General features: G+C 54.5%; 13 protein-coding genes. 3 read left to right on the top strand and 10 right to left on the bottom strand.

Annotated features, from left to right (window positions below; translation table 11 throughout):
- Positions 1 to 29: 29 nt before the first annotated feature.
- Both CSA35_07545 and glmU read right to left on the bottom strand, forming a co-directional pair.
- Complete coding sequence (locus CSA35_07545) at positions 30 to 1,076, bottom strand: ribose-phosphate pyrophosphokinase (GenBank protein PIE54118.1); 1,047 nt, start codon at positions 1,074 to 1,076, stop codon at positions 30 to 32.
- Positions 988 to 2,376 carry a UDP-N-acetylglucosamine diphosphorylase/glucosamine-1-phosphate N-acetyltransferase gene (gene glmU, locus CSA35_07550; protein ID PIE54119.1) on the bottom strand — a complete coding sequence of 463 codons (1,389 nt, stop codon included), beginning with the start codon at positions 2,374 to 2,376 and terminating at the stop codon, positions 988 to 990. The genes CSA35_07545 and glmU overlap by 89 nt, the downstream gene beginning before the upstream one ends.
- A gap of 372 nt (positions 2,377 to 2,748) precedes the next feature.
- On the opposite strand from glmU, the gene CSA35_07555 reads away from it, so the two are divergent.
- The 3 genes from CSA35_07555 to CSA35_07565 are packed head-to-tail and all read left to right on the top strand — an operon-like array spanning position 2,749 to position 5,043.
- Positions 2,749 to 3,342: a hypothetical protein gene (locus CSA35_07555; protein PIE54120.1), complete on the top strand. Its 594-nt coding sequence runs from the start codon at positions 2,749 to 2,751 to the stop codon at positions 3,340 to 3,342.
- A 40-nt stretch (positions 3,343 to 3,382) separates the two neighbouring features.
- Positions 3,383 to 4,462, top strand: a complete 1,080-nt coding sequence (locus tag CSA35_07560; GenBank protein ID PIE54121.1) for a hypothetical protein — start codon at positions 3,383 to 3,385, stop codon at positions 4,460 to 4,462.
- Positions 4,463 to 4,497: 35 nt separating this feature from the next.
- Positions 4,498 to 5,043, top strand: a complete 546-nt coding sequence (locus tag CSA35_07565) for a hypothetical protein (protein ID PIE54122.1) — start codon at positions 4,498 to 4,500, stop codon at positions 5,041 to 5,043.
- A gap of 28 nt (positions 5,044 to 5,071) precedes the next feature.
- On the opposite strand, the gene glmS is transcribed toward CSA35_07565, so the two are convergent.
- The 8 genes from glmS to CSA35_07605 all read right to left on the bottom strand — a co-directional run bounded on the left by glmS (position 5,072) and on the right by CSA35_07605 (position 18,166).
- Complete coding sequence (gene glmS, locus CSA35_07570) at positions 5,072 to 6,898, bottom strand: glutamine--fructose-6-phosphate transaminase (isomerizing) (protein PIE54158.1); 1,827 nt, start codon at positions 6,896 to 6,898, stop codon at positions 5,072 to 5,074.
- A 233-nt stretch (positions 6,899 to 7,131) separates the two neighbouring features.
- Positions 7,132 to 8,502, bottom strand: coding sequence for a phosphoglucosamine mutase (glmM, locus tag CSA35_07575; protein PIE54123.1), 1,371 nt, complete (start codon positions 8,500 to 8,502; stop codon positions 7,132 to 7,134).
- A gap of 17 nt (positions 8,503 to 8,519) precedes the next feature.
- Positions 8,520 to 9,740, bottom strand: a complete 1,221-nt coding sequence (locus tag CSA35_07580) for a hypothetical protein (protein PIE54124.1) — start codon at positions 9,738 to 9,740, stop codon at positions 8,520 to 8,522.
- Between the two features lie 15 nt (positions 9,741 to 9,755).
- Positions 9,756 to 10,571 carry a TIGR00159 family protein gene (locus CSA35_07585; GenBank protein PIE54125.1) on the bottom strand — a complete coding sequence of 272 codons (816 nt, stop codon included), beginning with the start codon at positions 10,569 to 10,571 and terminating at the stop codon, positions 9,756 to 9,758.
- Positions 10,572 to 10,627: 56 nt separating this feature from the next.
- Positions 10,628 to 11,206 carry a hypothetical protein gene (locus CSA35_07590; GenBank protein ID PIE54126.1) on the bottom strand — a complete coding sequence of 193 codons (579 nt, stop codon included), beginning with the start codon at positions 11,204 to 11,206 and terminating at the stop codon, positions 10,628 to 10,630.
- Positions 11,196 to 12,953: a pyruvate kinase gene (gene pyk, locus CSA35_07595; protein PIE54127.1), complete on the bottom strand. Its 1,758-nt coding sequence runs from the start codon at positions 12,951 to 12,953 to the stop codon at positions 11,196 to 11,198. The genes CSA35_07590 and pyk overlap by 11 nt, the downstream gene beginning before the upstream one ends.
- Positions 12,907 to 16,419 (bottom strand): DNA polymerase III subunit alpha, encoded by a 3,513-nt coding sequence (locus CSA35_07600; GenBank protein PIE54128.1) that lies wholly within the window; start codon positions 16,417 to 16,419, stop codon positions 12,907 to 12,909. Before CSA35_07600 ends, pyk begins: the two co-directional genes overlap by 47 nt.
- Positions 16,412 to 18,166: a hypothetical protein gene (locus tag CSA35_07605; protein ID PIE54129.1), complete on the bottom strand. Its 1,755-nt coding sequence runs from the start codon at positions 18,164 to 18,166 to the stop codon at positions 16,412 to 16,414. The genes CSA35_07600 and CSA35_07605 overlap by 8 nt, the downstream gene beginning before the upstream one ends.
- Positions 18,167 to 18,428: the final 262 nt, after the last annotated feature.

The following is an 18,428-nucleotide window of genomic DNA, read 5'->3' on the forward strand; positions in this document are numbered from 1 at the left end:
TCGCAACTTTATGGTAACGACCGATTGAGCTAGTCGAAAAGGCTGCTCACCGAGCGATCCACATGCACTCGCCGGATGGCTTCCGCAAACAAGGGCGCAATGGACAACTGAGTAATTTTATCCAGTTTTCGCTCATCCGGCAAGCAGATACTGTCGGTCAGGATCACTCCATCCACATCAGGAGACTCCAAGCGCTCCATCGCTGGTCCCGAGAGAATCCCGTGAGTCGCGCAGCAGTAAACCTGCCGTGCTCCTCGTTCCTTCAACGCCTTAGCAGCGTTGACGATGGTCCCCGCCGTGTCGATAATATCGTCCACCAGGATAGCGACCTTACCAGAGACATCGCCAATAACCGCCATGACTTCGCAGTAGTTGGCAACCTCATGAGACCGACGCTTGTCTACGATAGCAAGATCGGCGTTCAGCGCAACAGCAAACTTACGTGCCCGAACAACCCCCCCGACGTCGGGAGCCACAACGGTCACATCCTGCTTCTCCAGGTCCTGGACTAAAGATTTCTGGAAGTGGGAGGCCAGCAGAGGAATCCCCGTGAGATGATCAACCGGGATGTCGAAAAACCCCTGAATCTGACCGGCGTGCAGATCAGCGGAGATTACCCGATGGACTCCCGAGGTCTCCAGAAGGTTGGCCACGAGCTTCGCCGATATGGGATCTCGGGCTTTGGTCTTTCGGTCCTGTCGGGCATACCCAAAATAGGGAATGACTACGTTAATTCTATAGGCCGACGCCCGCTTCAGCGCATCCACCATGATGAGCAGTTCCATAAGATTGTCGTTAACGGGATAACTTGTGGGCTGAACGACAAAAACATCGTCCCCCCGAATGCTCTCCTCTATGGAAAGTCCGATCTCGCCATCGGAAAATCGATAATGGCTCACGTTCCCCATAGACACACCCAGCTCGGCACATACTTTCTCGGCAAAGGCCTTATGAGCCGTCCCCGACAGGATCGTAAGCTTATTGTGGCTATTTGCGATGATCTCCACCCCCTGTTTTTTTACGGGCTCTCCACCCTTCAATATGCCTCTGGCGAGCTCTGGCGATCGCCAGAGCATCCTCCGGTACGTCCCTGGTGATGATCGATCCGGCCCCGGTCATGGACCGGTCTCCCAGGTGAACAGGTGCCACCAACATGGTGTCGCTACCGACAAAAACATCGTCTCCGATAATTGTCCCGTGTTTCGACGTACCGTCGTAGTTACAGGTGATCGTACCGGCTCCCACATTGGTACAGGTCCCCACCACGGTATCACCCATGTAGGACAGATGAGGGACCTTGCTGCCCTCTCCGATGCGGCTGTTTTTCACCTCAACGAACTTCCCGGCAAAGGCCCCCGATCCCAGGACACTCCCCTGACGCATGTAACAAAACGGACCAGCCTGCGATCCTGGCTCCATGGCCGAGTCCTCAATGCAACAAAAACCCTTCACCTGAGCTTGTTCGCCGATATTTGCGTTCCTGAGTATCGAAAAGCTGGCGATGGAGGCCCCTATACCAACTATGGTTTTCCCCCAAAGCTGAACGTTGGGAAAGAGCACAGCTTCTCCAAGAAAGGATACATCGGCCCCAATCCAGACCGAATCGGGGTCCACACACTTGACACCAGCGGCCATCCACCGATTCAGGAGACGGTCACGAAGAAGCCGCCCCGCTTGGGCCAGTTCCCGGGGATCGTTGACGCCCAGGAGCGTTCGAGGATTGGGCACCATCACAGGAACGACAGGGACCCCCATATCCTGAAAGAATACCACAGAATCCACAAGATAATATTCGCCTTGAGCGTTGTCCTGATTCAAGGATTCGAGGCTTTGAAGCAAAACCGGAACATCGGCCAGGTACACACCGGCGTTGACCTCGGCGACAAGACGTTCCTCAGGCGTGCAGTCCCGCTCCTCCACAATTCGTACCCGTTCTCCCCGAACGACTCGGCCGTAGCCATGAGGATCGTCCAGGTTGAACGTAAGAAAGGAACAGCCCCCCTCGTGAGCTTCAAAAAGCATATCCACAGTCTCACCGTCGAGCAGAGGCATATCTCCGTTAACGATGAGAACCCGTTCAAACCCCTGAAGCCATTCTCGAGCCATCATAACGGCATGCCCTGTTCCAAGCCGCTCTCGTTGCCAGATCGTCGTCACCTGGGGCCACTGTTCGTCGAGATATTCACGAACCATATCCCCTCCATGACCGATCACAACGCCCACAGTGCCATATGGCTCGACGACCCTTAAAACATGAGCAATCATTGGCTCGTCCAAAACGGACTGCATCACCTTGGGCCGATCGCTCTTCATCCTGGTTCCCTGCCCGGCCGCCAAAACCAAAATAGCCACGGCACCGTTGTCCCCATGTCTCATATCGTATCACCTTCACTCACAGGAGAGCACAAAAAGAGGGGGAACCGCTGCCTCCCCCTTCTGCTATACTAAAAGACAGCGACGGCGCTCTTTTCTCAGAGACTCTCCGCCCAGATGTCGACAAACCATCATAAAAGCGCTCCTATACTACCATGGCTGTCTCGAGTGTCAAGGCGACCGAGAGAGCCAAGAAGATGAGGTGATTCCCTTGCTCGTTGCCCTACTGATTCTCATAGCCCTCTCCCTGCTCGTCGGCTCGATCGCAGGGATCATGGTTTTTCGAGGAGCGCCTCGAGCCACCCCTGTTTTCTGGACCTCGCTCATCCTCTTTTTCACCGCATCGGTGGTCCTTATCGCCAAAGAAATATCTTTATGGCTCGCCTTAGCTCCGGCCATACCGGCGACCATCATCGGTACGATTCTCTTCAAAACCGGGAGACATCCGTGACGGCTCTGCTCATAACCACCCTTCTCCTCTATGGCCCCTATGGATGGTGTTTTATGAGGGGAGAACCTCTGGAGCGATATGGCCTTCGGTGGATACTGACGCCTCAATCTCTTCGTGAGACTTTAGGAGCAACGGCGGTAACGTTGCTCATACTTACTCCTGTAGCTATGGCGTGGCCAAGCTCGGCATTGCCGAGACACGTGGCATTGCCGGTTCTCCCACGCCTGGTCGGGATCGGAGTCTCAGCAGCCATCGTGGAGGAGGTTTTTTTTCGAGGCTGGGTTCAGACACTTCTGTCATCTCGCCTTACACCTCGATGGGCCATCCTCCTGACGTCAGGGCTCTTTGCTCTGACCCATCTGATCCTCAAAGTACACTGGCTCAGGGTCGCCACGTTCTTCCCCGGCCTCGTCATGGGCCTTCTCAGACAACGCCACGGTTCTGTGGCCCCCTCAGCCCTGTATCATTTTCTCGGGAACCTCTGGGCAATTTGGTTTTTCCCTGACATGCCGGTCTAAACTCAAGCTTATTAGAGAGCAGAAAAAGGAGGAACAGCGGTTGAACCTACGATTCTTGCGGCAGTTTCTGTCCATTCTGTTGATCCTTTGGAGTTTTCCTTGCTGGGGAGCTCTTCGATGGACCATCGAAATCCCAGTGCAGGAGGGAGCCCAGGTCACAGCGCACATGGACGGTAGAACGATTCCACTGGGAACCGTCGAGTCCATCCCTACCTCGTCCCGACACCCCAGCTACACCGCCAGTGCCTGGGGCACACCGGGACACTGTTGCGCGTCGGCGGTGAACGCCCTTCATTTTCTGGTGTCGGTGGAAAACAAGAAGGGACGAACCATCAGCGTGATCCCATCGGACACGATAGCCCCAGCTGCCACTCCTGGAACCGCTGTGGTGATCCGAGGCAAAGGCGGCCTGGGGCTCTTCGGAACGTGGGCTCCTCCCGTGGGGACACCGGTCATGATTCGATCCCTCAACGGCTTCCAAGAAATTCTGGGACCATCTCGACTCCCCGTCCGAGGAGACACGATGGTCCTGGCCGTGAACGTCCCGTCACCGCCGATCATGGTCGACATAGAGAACAGGCCATCGGGACAGGTGACCCTGTGGACCGCACGGGGCCCCAGGATCATCGCCCACGTCGTTCGACCAGTTCGGGGAACAGGCCGATTCGGCGGAACCCTGTATCAGTCGGTGGGACGGATGAGAGCCAACCATCCGGGAGTTATCGACATCTCTACATCTCGATACGGCCACATCGGTGGCTTTCAGATCGTTCCCCTTCAACACGGTAAATCCCCCGAGATGGCATCGATGTGGTCCATGACCCAGTGGATGATCCTGGCCCCTGAGAGCGACACGCCTTTGGCGGGACACTGGCCTCTTTTCTCCGAGGCCATGATTCCGGGTCCTACTCAGCCCCAGGACGAATCAGCCCGGGGGCTCTCCCTCTGGGCTCGATACGGACGGAGATCTCTGGTGCTGTGTCGCATGGACAGTGGCCCCTGGCAGTGGCTTCCTCAGGTTGAGGGACGAAATGACCTGGGTCTTCAATCGATCACCCACCTGCGGATATATTTTCCAAACGACGCAGAACCCCTGAGCTCGAGAGATCAAGCCTATTAAAAAACGTGAAGAGGATACCATGATGAGGCATCACAATGAAGAATAAAAAAATATTAAAAGTAACAATCTTTCTTTTTCCAGGAGCAGTATTGACAATACTTTGTTTAATATCATTCTACGTGTTTGAACTATGGCATCGAAATACCTACAAAACCGAATTGCAAACCATAAAAATGCCAGAACGAAATATAAAATTTATACTACTAACTGACATGTCTGGTTTTGATGACATTTCATGGTATGTGTATAAAATTTCTGTTGATAAAAACCTCTCTGCCGCTCAGAAAAAATCAGGGGAAACAAATGACGTTTTGTTCTGGAATTATTCTGAAGCAGGTGAACATCAAGAAAACCCATTCATCAGGATCACCAAAGGGAAATATCTAATATTTAGCAGAGGCAATTTAGATTATAGTCTTTACGATATTGACCAAGATAAAGTTATTGTAAATGAACACTCTGCATGGGGTGCTGTAGCAAAAAAATCAACTATCGATTTACCGATCCAAGAAACCGATCAATTAATGAATGAATGGGTGCTAAAAAACGTACACACGAAAATAAGCAATTATATTAAATAGCTGAGATAACAATATCCTCCCCGCCCTCTTACTCTACCGTCACGCTTTTTGCCAAATTCCTGGGCTGGTCGATCTCCCGGCCTCGTGCCAAAGCCACGTAATAGGCGAAAAGCTGAAGGGGAACCACCGTCAGAAACGGTGATAACTCGGGCTCAGTTTGGGGCACCCAGATCACGTCCTGAACCTGATCGAGGAGGACATCCCGCCCCCGAGAAGCCACGGCAATAACCGGAGCATGCCGGGCTTTGGTCTCCTGGACGTTGGACAACGTCTTCTCGAACAACGAATCATCCGGCATGATGACCACCACCGGAACCGACGCCTCCAGCAGGGCGATGGGGCCGTGTTTCATCTCCCCTGCGGCGTAGGCCTCAGCATGAATGTAGGATATCTCCTTGAGTTTCAACGCACCCTCCAAAGCCACGGGGAACGACACCCCCCGTCCAAGAAACAAGAAGTCCTTCACATCGGCATATCGACTGGCTATCTCCTGAATCACGGCTGCCTGTTCGAGGGATGCCTCTACCTTGTACGGCAGGGACACCAGTTCCCTGACGATACGACCTTCGTCAGCCTCAGGAAGAGTTCCCCTGAGTTTGGCCAGGTACAGCCCCAGAAGATATAACACCGTCACCTGCCCTAAGAAAGTTTTTGTAGCGGCCACACCGATCTCAGGACCGGCCTCGAGCAAGAGAACATCGTCCACCTCTCGAGCGATGGAGGAGAGGCCGTTGTTCGTCACCGCCAGACATCGAGCCCCCTTGCTTTTGACGAATCGCTCCGCCGACAGGGTATCTATGGTCTCGCCCGACTGAGAGACGAGGACAGCCAAGGTCTCCTCTCCGGCAGGAATAGCCCGATATCGATATTCCGAAGCGATTTCCACTCGGACGTCCAAATCAGTGAATCTCTCGATAAGCCGCTCCGCTACCTGAGCAGCGTATAAGGAACTTCCACAGGCTACCAGATGAAGCCTTCGAAGGGACCGGGCCCATTTGGGGGTCCAGTCGAGTTCATGAGAGAGATCTACCCGATCACCCTCGGTCCGTCTCTGAAGAGATCGACGCAGGACGGCCCCCTGCTCGTTGATCTCCTTGAGCATGAAATGGGGATAGCCCCCCTTATCGACCATGGAGAGATCCCAATCGACCTGGAGGGACTCTTTCGAGATATCCCGCCCCTTCTCGTCCCAGAAGACAACGCCCTCCCTGGAGAGACAGGCCATCTCTCCTTCCCCCATATAGACGATCCGACGAGTGTACGGGAGGACTGCCGGAACGTCAGAGGCGCAGAGAAACTCGCCATCTCCGAACGCCACAATCAGAGGAGAGCCCTTTCGAAGACAGTAGAGGTGTTCCCTGTCATCGGTGAAGATCACAGCCAAGGCGAACGCACCGCTGAGACGCTCAGAGAGCTCGACCAGAGCCTGCTTGGGATCGCCACGATACAGCCGGGCCAGAAGCTGGGCGATGACCTCAGTATCCGTCTCAGATACGAAAGTGACGCCTTCTCGAAGAAGTTCGTCTCTAATATCCAGATAGTTCTCAGCGATACCGTTATGGACTAAAACGACCGAGTTGCCCTCATCCCTGTGGGGATGTGCGTTCTCCACGGTCACCCCACCATGGGTAGCCCATCGGGTATGTCCCAACCCCACGGTTCCCTTCAAAGGAGATCGATTGACCGCCTGAAGCAAATCGGCCACCTTGCCGACCTCTCGAACCACCTGAACCCCGTCCTTACCGACGACAGCCATTCCTGCCGAGTCATACCCCCGATACTCTAACCGGGCAAGCCCTTCTAAAATCACCTGGGAAACGTCCCGGTGACCGATATATCCTACAATTCCGCACATGGGAGTCATCCCATCCTTCCGTCATTGGGGAAAATCCAAGGCTCTTTGTCCCGTCGGTCACCCAACAGTTTTGTGGCCTGGGTTCTGGGAGGTTTCCCGCCCCCCTGGAGGCATCCGCCGATATATCGATCATCCTCCACCCTCGTCAACTGAGATGTTACCCCAGTCCAGGCGCTTCCATCAACCGCTTTGCAGCCTCAATGTCACCTCCCTTCACGAAGGGACGGTCCTCATCAAAGTGCCGTCTCAAGTATCAATTGCTCAAGATCACGAGAGAGGGTCTCCATCCGAAGAGAGTCCTCACATTCCACCAGAAGGCGAATCAGCGGCTCAGTTCCCGAGGGACGGAGAAAGATCCGCCCTGAAGAGCCAAGCGCTCTATCCTCAGCCTCCACGACCTGCGAGATTCTTTCGGAGCTCATAACTGACGCCCTGTTTTGAACCGGGATATTCGTCAGTTTCTGAGGAAAACGACCAAATCGGTCAACCAACGAGTCCACATCCTCGCCGAGATCACGACACGCCTGAAGAAAGAGAAAACCGGTACACAGTCCATCTCCCGTTTTGGTGAAGGGGTGGACAATGACGTGTCCCGATTGCTCCCCTCCAAGATGAGCTCCCCGCTCTTTCATGGTCTGAAGAACATATCTGTCTCCCACAGAGCACCGATAGACGGAGATAGACTCGTCCTGCAAGCGACGTTCCAGGGCAAGATTGCTCATGACCGTCGCCACGACACCCTCACCAAGGCGTCCCTGAGAATGAAGCCACCGAGCCAGCACCCAGAGCATGATGTCCCCGTCCAGCACACGCCCCTGGCTGTCGGACAACAGGACCCGATCAGCATCTCCATCGTAAGCGATACCTAAACGGTATCCCTCAGACCTGACCGCAGAACACAAGGTATCCATAACCATGACGCCACACTTCTCGTTGATATTCAAACCATCAGGAGATGCCCCTAGAATGGAGGCTCTTTCGAAACCACAGGACCTCAGGATCTCCGGAATCACCGAAGCAGCAGCACCATGAGCACAATCAAAGAGAATTCGAAGGTCACGATCACATTTTTCTCCAACGGAAGTCACGTGAGAAGCGTATTGGTTATTGAAGTCGGACTCCATATATTGGATGGACCCCACTGAGGCTCCAGAAGGCCGCCAATCGTCGATCAGATTGTCACCCAGATACTCCTCAATAGCCAGTTCGTCCTGGTCTGAGAGCTTACACCCCGCCCCATCCAGAAATTTGATTCCGTTGTACTCGGCCGGGTTATGAGACGCGCTGATAACAGCGCCCCCCTGAGCATTTAAGGCCTCAACACCATAGCTCACCGCCGGGGTCGGCATCACCCCCACGCACAGTACGTCAGCACCGGCAGAGGTCATTCCCGCCACAAGAGCAGACTGAAGCATGGGGCCCGACTTTCGAGTGTCCCGTCCCACAACGATTCGAGGTCGGGGAACTCCCCGCTCAGTCAGGAAAAGAACGTAGGCTCTTCCAAGACGCAAAGCCATCTCGGGCGTCATCGCTCCTCGATTGGCCACATCTCTCACCCCGTCAGTACCGAAAAGACAGCGTCGCCGTACTCCATCGTCACCCATGTTTCCATCGCCCTCCTTCACTGAACCTTCGCCTTCACCGTCACCCGCTCGGGTTTGACTGAGACGATGGACAGATTTCTTTCGTTCACGTCGATAGTCACAGGAACCCTAAGCTGCCGAGATATGATATTCGTCACGTCCACATATACGGAAAAGGGCGGATCATTCTCGATAGCACCCACAGCAGCAACCGAGCCCTGTATCCGAACATCTACCGCTTGAGGCAGGACCTCCCAACCTGGATAGACGCTCCGTCCTCGAATCTCCACGGGAACTCTGGAGAAGAGCCGCGAGGACATCTTAGGCTTTAACAACACCTTCACGGATATCGACGTCTCGCCCAGAAGATGCAAATTTTTGTCGACAAGGGGACGAAGAGGAACGATCATGGATCGATCCTGATCGAAACCAGAGATATCGATAGCGTCGGTCTCCAGCTGTCCCAAATTCTGCAGGGACTTCTCTGGTCCCTCCACCTCCACAAAGGACGGGGAAACCACCAGACGATCCACCTGATAATTGACATCAGGTACACCGGAAAGAGGGACTTCCACAGGAAGCGACGCTCGGGGCTGCCCTTTTCGAAGAATGGCCGTCAAAGCCACCGTCTCTGGATGAACCGTCAAAGCAGCGTTTACCCCCTCAGGATGAACGAGTTTCAGGAGAAGGTCTCTTGTCTCCCCCCGCTGAAGCTCCTCCAAAGTGGGCTGCACCAGGACATCGGTGACCTCGGAAATAGCGTCCTCGGGCCCCTTAATCGTCACGTCCTTCGGATCCAGCTCCACACTATCCATAAGCAGCCCTGGCGGCAGCCCATCGACCACGGAGACATGTACTGGAAGGACCTTCTCAGCATAGCGAACCAAGGACACCTCCAAGTTGAGGGGATTTACATGGGTCAGAGTACTCCTGCCAGGCAGGTTGACCTTCACGGGAAGTCGATACTTGCCAGGTCCGAGCCCTTGAACATCCACCTCACAGAGGATATTCTGAGGAGTCAATTCCGCTACGACGTCTCGAGGTCCCTGGATTCCCACGTCAACAGTGCGCCGATCCACGTTTAACGTCAGCTCGGACGAGATGCTCCGAAACTGAACGTCACAGGACATCTCTTTCTCCATATCAGCACCAAAATCTCCGTTGACATAGCCCCACAAAAAGAAAGCGATACACACCGAGATACACTTGAGGAAGGTCTTGGACCCCACGAACTTATCAAGCTCCTTGAAAAACGACACAGCGTTCCCTCCTCACTATCCTAGAGAGCGGATCTCTTCTCGCAAGGTCTCCAAAAAGGATTGCTGCTCCGTATCCTCTCCGGAGAAATAGTGTACCAGCAATCTGTGTACCTGATCGTCCTTTACGTTTCGAGAAAGATGGCCATTCGTAGCCACGGACACCTCTCCTCGCTCCTCTGAGACGATGATGGAGACGGCATCCGAGACCTCTGTCACCCCGATCCCCGCCCGATGTCGGGTACCGATCCACCGAGACAGGTCGCTGTTTTCCGTCAGGGGCAGATAACACCCGGCAGCGATGACTCGTGATTGATCCAAAATAACGGCACCGTCATGAAGTGGGTTGTTTTCCCAAAAGAGGGATATCAAAAGCTCCTGACTGATAGCTGCATCTAAAAACACAGCCGTCCGCCAGAAGTCCTTAAGACCGGTCTCCCGCTTAAAAACCAACAACGCTCCGATCTTATGGCTCTTCAGGTAGGCTAAAGCCTTAGAGATCTCATCGGAGATGGATTCGGCCCGCTTTTGGGCCTTACGCCTCTTCCATATGTTGCCCCGCCCCAACTCCTCCAATATTTTCCGAACTTCGGGCTGAAAAACGATGGGTATGGCTATCACCATGATTCCCAGCAACTGCCCCATGAACCATGAGATCGTGGTCAAATCCAACAACCGGGCAACTGAAGCCAGGAGACCGATAACTAAAAGCCCCTTCACCAGCTGCATGGCTCGGGTTCCGTAGAGGAGCGAAAGCAATCGGTAGATGACGAAGGATATAACAAGAATATCCACCACGTCCTGCCACCTGATAAGTGTGATGATCTTCGTCATAAAACCCCTCTCTCATGTATGTCGATCCGAGACGAGAGTCCTCGCTCCCCTAGAATTCAATTACTCTGTAGACGAAACCGCCGAAGATACCCGAGACGGTCCAGATTCCGGATCATACGAGCCGAAGCGCCCCAGATCGTGAGGGATGCCTCCAGGGAGTATTCGGGATACTCGTAGGATACTCCTCGAACCTCTCCTGCTCGGATAGGAGGAGAAGAAGAAAGCTTTCGGGGCTCCACCAGAATAAGCTGCTCGACCTCCGAGGGATTGGGATGCAGGTCTCGAATATCCACAGCAGTCAATATCTGCACAACAAGGGGAAACACTCGAAAACGACTCACCCAGACATCCTCCAGTGGCAAGGCCCCCAAGTAAAGTAAAGACGCACTATGGAGCGCAACCTCCTCCCACGCTTCTCGACAGGCGGTATCCCAGGGGGATCGGTCTTGAGGCTCCACTCCACCGCCGGGAAAGGAGATCTGTCCTCCGTGAGCTCTCATGGTCTGGGGGCGAAGAATCATGACGATACGAGCCCCTTGTTCGGTCTCGACAATGGGGATCAGGACCGCCCCCCATCGAACCGAGTTGTCCTGCAGGAAAAAGTTCCAAGAAGAAAATGGAGACCTATTCTCCAAGGTTCACCGTCCCCTCGTACACCAATCCTTTACCGCTATCCATCGTGACGATGGCCCCGGTCTTCAGCATATCCATACACCCTTTGGCGCTCACTATACAGGGAAGTCCCAGCTCCAGGGCCACGATTGCCGATGGCGACGTGAGCCCCCCCTCCTCCACGATCAGGGCCCCAGCCCGTTTCAGAGCCTGAAGGTACTGGCCGTCGGCGGCCGGGGTGACCAGGATGTCACCGTCATCGATGGCCTGGGCCTCCTGAGCGTCCATCGCCCGAAATACCCGTCCAGCCAAGACCTTGGGGATCAGTGGCAATCCCCTCAAAACAATACGAGCGATGGTGTGGACCCGAACCATGTTCGTGGTACCCGGAACGTCCAGAGGCATACCGGCAGTGATGACCACCAGATCGCCCTCGGAGACAAGTCCCCGTTGCAACGCAGAGGTCACAGCGCCCTCTACGGCGCGATTTTCGTCGTCGTCGGAACTTTTGTATAAAGGCACGACTCCCCAGCTCAGAGACAACTCCCTCTGGGTTTTATCCGACGGCGTCGTAGCCACCACAGGACACTTGGGACGATATTTGCTCACCATCCGAGCTGTGATACCGCTTCGGGTCAGTGAGATTATGGCTTTTGCCCCCGTTTTTTCGGCAATTTCAACCGCCGCCATACTCACAGCATCAGGAACGCTGTTAGGCACCGAGGGAACCTGGAATGGACGCTGCCACCGACGAAGCTCCGCTTCAGCCTTGACGATGATCCGAGCCATGGTCTGAACCGACTGTACTGGGTATTTTCCCGCAGCGGTTTCCCCGGAGAGCATAACCACGTCGGCCCCATCCAGTACCGCATTGGCCACGTCACTGGCTTCGGCTCTGGTTGGCCGAGGATTTCGAATCATGGAGTCCAGCATCTGAGTCGCCACGATCACGGGTTTCCCCTGAGAACGGCAAATGTCGATAATTCGTTTCTGAACCAGGGGTACGTCCTCCGTGGGGATCTCCACCCCCAAATCACCCCGGGCGATCATCATGCCGTCGACCACTTTGGCAATCGTCTCAATATTAGCCACAGCCTGATGAGTTTCGACCTTGGCGATCAACTTAATATCCCCACCAGCGTCCTCAATCACCTTACGGACAGCCAGAACATCCTGACGGTCCCGAACAAAGGAGATCGCCACGAAATCCACGTCGTGTCGAACACCCCACAATATATCCTCACGATCCTTCTCCGACATTACCGAAAACGAAAAATCAGCACCAGGGACGTTGATTCCCTTGCGATTTCCCAGATCACCTCCCACCAACACGTCACAGAGGACCTGGTCGTCGGTGATGGAGCAAACCCGCAGGTGAAGTGTGCCATCGTCCACGAAGATGTCCTGCCCAACCCGTACTTCCTCCCCCAGAAGACCATAGTTCACCCACACTCCCGAGGAATCTCCCAGGGCATCGTCCTTCAGGCGAAGAGCAAAGGTCTCACCGGAGGTCAGCTGCACCAAGTCGCCCTCGACAAGACCAGTTCGAATCTCAGGGCCCTTGGTGTCCAACATAACGGGCACAGGAGCACCGTAGACGTCGGTCAGGCTGCGAAGCAGGGCCAGACGACCAGAGTGCTCCTCGTGACTCCCATGACTGAAGTTCAATCGAGCCACGGTCATACCAGATTGAATCATCTTGACCAACGTTTCTTTGTCGGAGCTAGCGGGCCCCAACGTACAGATGATTTTCACTTTCTGTTGTGTCATTTCGTCCTCGCCCCCCCTCCTTCTCGTCTATCGACATCGAAACTCCGAAATCCACAGGGACCAATTGTTCCAAAGCTTTCCTGAGCTCAGGACCTGGGGTCACACGAACTCCCTCTATAGCGACACAGACCCGTTCGTGTTCTCCCTCCACAGTCAGAAGGACCTCATGAGATCCTGGGTGCCCCTTGAGCGATCGAAGAAATTCCCGGAAAAAGGGCGCTCCCTGAAAAAGTTCCTCCCGCAAAATAATCTCTACGTATCGAGATACCCCTTCCAGAGCTCCGTCCAGGGGGATGAGGTTGTTAATCGCCACGTTACCTCGATCCTGCTGAACAGTACCACGAACCAGGTATGGAGCTCCAGATCTCAACATGGGTTTCAGGTCAAGCCAGGGCGTACCGTTTCTGGGCTTGGGGTAGCAGACAGCTTCAACCTCTCCAGAACAATCTTCAAACCGAAGGATACCCATAGGGATCCCTTTTTTTGTGTATTTTTCAGCCCACCCGACGAGCAATCCAGAAAAACAAGGGGTCATCCTCTCGCTCTGCCAAAGCTCCAGATCGGGGATGGCACAGTTGACATACTGAGCTGCATCGGCCTCAAAACGCTCGAATGGATGGCCCGAGATGTACATGCCGAGAGCGTTTTTCTCCTTTTCCAGCTTTTCCGAGAATCCATAATCCTCGGTCTGGACCATGTCGGGATGGACAGGTATATCCGCCTCGTCAAAAAGAGAACACTGGTTGACGTCACTCCCCCGCTTAAGCGCATACTCCATCATTGTCGGGAAGGAGTCGATAAGCTGTTTCCGGTTGGAGGAGATCGAATCGAAAGCCCCGGCCCCGATGAGGTTTTCCATAACGCCCTTATTGAGACATCGAACATCGACCCTATCGAGGAAATCCCAGAGACTCTCGAAGGGGCCTCCCTCATCCCGGGCTTTCAGGATAGCCTCCACGGCACCGGAACCGACCTTTCCTACGGCTTCTAAACCGAAGCGAATCACGTCGCCTGCGGCGGTGAAAGCTGATCGAGATTGGTTCACGTCCGGGGGAAGTACCGGTATACCTGACTTTCGAACATCGCGAACATAACTGGCCATGACGTCCTTCTTGGCACCGATCTGGCTTGTGAGATAGGCTGCCATAAACTCCCGATCATGGTGGGCTTTCAGGTACGCCGTCTGGTAGCTGATCAGAGCGTAGGCCGCACTGTGAGATTTGTTAAATCCATACCCAGCGAACTTCTGAATGATATCGAAAATCTCGTTGGCCTTCCGTCGCTCAACACCTTGCCTGGACGCACCATCCAGGAAGATAGCTCGCTGCTCGTTCATGACCTCCACTTTTTTCTTCCCCATGGCCCGGCGCAACAGGTCAGCACCTCCCAACGTAAAACCCGCCAAAGTCGATGCACATTTCATAACCTGCTCCTGGTAGAGGATCACCCCATACGTCTCCCTGAGAATATCTTCCAGAAGAGGGTGAAGGCTGTGAACTGCAGAGCGGCCATGCTTACACTCCACGTATTGATCCACCATGCCGCTCTCCAGAGGGCCAGGTCGGTACAGGGCCAGCACGGCAATCAGATCCTCAAAACAGTCGGGAAGCATTTTCTTCAAAAGCCTCCTCATACCCGCCGATTCGAGCTGGAACACCCCCAGGGTGTCCCCAGCCTGAAGCATACGGAAGGTGAGCTCGTCGTCCATCGGGAGATCGTTCAGATCTGGAGGCTCTTTCCCATTAGCTTCTATGTTTTTCACTGCCTCCTCCAGAATTGAGAGGGTCTGAAGTCCCAGAAAGTCCATCTTCACCAGGCCTAGTTTCTCCACAGGCTCCATGGAAAACTGGGTAACAACCTGGTTGTCGCCGATACGTCGTACGGGGACGAGGTCCGTCAAGGGCATGGGAGTGATGACCACCCCGGCAGCGTGCTGGGAGGCGTGTCGAGCCAATCCCTCAATCTTGGCAGCGCTCTCCAGGAGGGTTTTCATCCGAGGGTCCTTGGCCCGGAGGTCCTGGAGCTCAGGGGTCATGGCGACGGCGTCGGCAATGGATTTAGAGCCGTCGGGAACGAGCTTGGCCACCCCATCAACCTCGGAGTAGGAAATCCCCATAGCTCGTCCCACATCCTTGATAGCCGCCTTGGTCTTCATTCGACCAAAAGTAATAATCTGAGAAACGTTCTCCACACCGTACTTCTCCACCACGTATCGCAGCAGATCCTCCCGCCCTTTATCCGAGACGTCCGTATCGATATCTGGCATGCTCACCCGCTCGGGGTTGAGAAACCGCTCGAAAATGAGTCCGTATCGGATAGGATCAAGCTCGGTGATCCGCATAGCGTACGCCACCAGGGAACCGGCTGCGGAGCCTCGCCCGGGACCGATGGGGATACGCCGTTCCTTACAGGCCTGAATGACGTCGGCGATGATCAGGAAGTACCCGGGGAACCCCATTTGATTGATCACCGACAACTCGTATTCCAGCCTTTTTCGATATTCGTCGGGGATATCCTCTCCCTTGAGACGATCTGTCAATCCCTGGAAGGCCTTCGCCTCCAGAGTGGATTCCAGGGTCTCTCCCTGAGCTATCTCGAACTGAGGCAGACAGTACTCTCGGGTTCCCAGATCGAACGATACATCGCATCTTTCGGCAATCCGAAGGGTGTTCTCAAGAGCCTCGGGTACTTCATCGCCGAAAACTCCCCACATCTCATCGGCTGATCGAAAGTAAAAATCGTTGGTCTCGAAGGTCATCCGTTTAGGATCATCCAATGTGGCGTTGGTTCCCACACACAGGAGGATCTCGTGCCAATCGTAGTCATCCTCGTCCAGGTAGTGAGCGTCGTTGGTGGCCACCAAGGGGAAGTTCTCTTCCCGAGCCATACGAATCAGCGCCTTGTTCACCACCGCCTGTTGAGAAATCCGATTGTACTGAATCTCCAGGAAAAAATTCTCCCGACCGAAGATATCCCGATACATCTTGGCCTGGTCTAAGGCCCCTTGAAAATCGTCGTTCAGGATCATCTGGGGAATCTCGCCCGCCAGACAAGCAGACGTGGCGATGATGCCCCTGCTATACTGGGCCAACAGATCGTGATCCACTCGAGGCTTGTAGTAAAACCCTCTGGTGTTAGCGATAGAGACCAGCTTGACCAGGTTATGATAGCCCTCCTGGGTCTCAGCCAAGAGAATAAGGTGATTGATGGGATTCTGTTTGCTCTTATCGTCAACGCCCCGGGGAGCCACGTACAGCTCACAGCCAATAATTGGTTTGACTCCCTCGTTCATGCAAGACTGGTAGAACTCGACCACACCGTACATAACACCGTGATCGGTAATAGCCACTCCAGGCATTCCCCACTCTGCCGCCCTCCGGGCCAGCTCACCACATCGAATGGCACCATCCAGGAGACTGTATTCTGTATGGACGTGAAGGTGAACGAAGTTTTTCTCCCTACTCATCGTAGACATCCTCCTCTTTTCTCTCCATGTCCTCATCCCGACGAAGGTACAGGATCTCACCGCTCGTATGAGAACGGATGACTCGGAGAGCTTCCGCCAGTCCATCAGGGGACGTCTGGGTCGGTTGTTTAGTGGGGCTTAATTTTTTCACCTCGGTCGCAGCAATGTCCGACTCGAAGGATTGAGGCTCCTGGAGGAGAGTCTCCTCCGATGCCTCGACGGGCAATTCAGGAGAAGTGGGAGTCGCAAGTGACGGGAACGACCGCTCTTGATCACGCCAAAAAAGCCGCAGTCCCCCGGACCAACAATCGTCCGCTAAGGCAGATTGCAGAACGTAGGAGTTTCGATCTCCCGAGAGAAGCTCGAAACAATAGCCTCGATCCGACGGAATTCGGACTGACAGATTCTCTCCGTCTTTTGAGATCCGAGAGAGCGCCAAAGCCGTCACGATATGAGGAATCTCTCCAAGACGGGACCACAGGGGAGCCAACGGATCGCCATCATCAGAAATCGACGAGATCGGCTCACAAGGAAGCTCCTGTTCGACGACCTCTACGCTCTTCTCTGAAGTTCGGACTGGCTCGGCAAGGCCGTGAGAATCGGAATCGACGACAGGCAGGCTCTGTTTCCCTGCAGAGCAAACATCTTCAGCCCCTTGTCCCAAAGGGACAAGCTTTGTCATGAGGATTCCGGTCAGGACGTCCTGACGAAGTCCTCGACGCGACTGGGGCATGAGGGACGTAAGAAGGGTCATAGCCTCCCGAAGAAGAGATTCATCCCATCGGCCGCTCTCCTGCTGGAGGAACTCCCTTTCCCAAGGAGAGATCCTGAGCGCCTCCAGGCCTCTGTCGCCCCAACGTCGAGACACCCACATATCCCTGAAAACGAGGTAGAGCCCATCCAGCACCCGTTCAACGGAGGCTCCTCGAAGAAACATCCCCTCCAGCTCTTGAAAGGCCTGAACATCCTCCCCATTCGAAACGAGTTGAATCCAACGACAGAGCTCGCTCCGCCCTCCCCCGCCGATCAGGCGCTGAACTACATTCAGGTCCACCGCCTCGTCTCGAACTGCCATGGCCTGTTCCAGGAGGGCCAGAGCATCTCTATGAGCTCCATCTGCCTGACGACCAATCTCCCAGAGAGCCTCATCATCGACGGAGACTCCCTCTCGTTCAGCTACAGTGCGGAGATGGCCCACGATATGGGATAAATCAATGGCATGAAAGGGAACATGTTGACATCGAGATCGAATGGTCACGGGTACCTTGAAGGGTTCGGTCGTTGCCAGAATAAAAACGACTGCTTTGGGAGGCTCCTCCAAGGTCTTCAATAACGCATTGAAGGCCCCAATGGATAGCATGTGGACCTCGTCCACGATGTAGATCTTGTAGGGAGAAGAGAAGGACGCAAGACCCACATGAGTCTTAAGATCCCGTATCTCGTCCACCTTGTTATTGGATGCTCCGTCGATCTCGATTACGTCCAGAGACGTTCCCTCAGCTATCCCCCGGCAGGAGGAACAGATCTGACATGGAGCCCCGTCATCAAAGCGGTTCCGGCAGTTGATCGCCTTTGCGAGAAGCCGAGCAACAGTGGTTTTTCCACATCCTCTGGGGCCGGAAAAAAGATAGGCGTGCCCCACCGCCTCATTTTGAATTGCCCGACGAACGACCTCGACGGCGACATCCTGACCGATAACGTCGTCGAAAGTCTGGGGTCGATACCGACGATAGAGGGAAAGATACATGAAATCCTCCTGTTCCTGTCTGGCGTCCCCCAAAGAGACACAAGAGCACCTCTAAAAACCTACATCCAAGTCTCCCAGCCTCAGGTCGTTCCGCCAGAGCCCTGTCTCGCCCAAACGTATTTTTGCCCCCCCAGCTTGGGAGGACATCCGCCTCGCCCCAGTCGATACTTCACGACGGCAGGTCAAAAACACGAGCCTCGAATGGGCTCCGTCGAAACAACCTGAGGCGAGTTTCTGAGTTTTTAGAGGTTCCCACAATTAT

Origin of the sequence: Dethiosulfovibrio peptidovorans, assembly GCA_002748665.1 — a bacterium.
Classification (GTDB): Bacteria; Synergistota; Synergistia; order Synergistales; family Dethiosulfovibrionaceae; genus Dethiosulfovibrio; species Dethiosulfovibrio peptidovorans_A.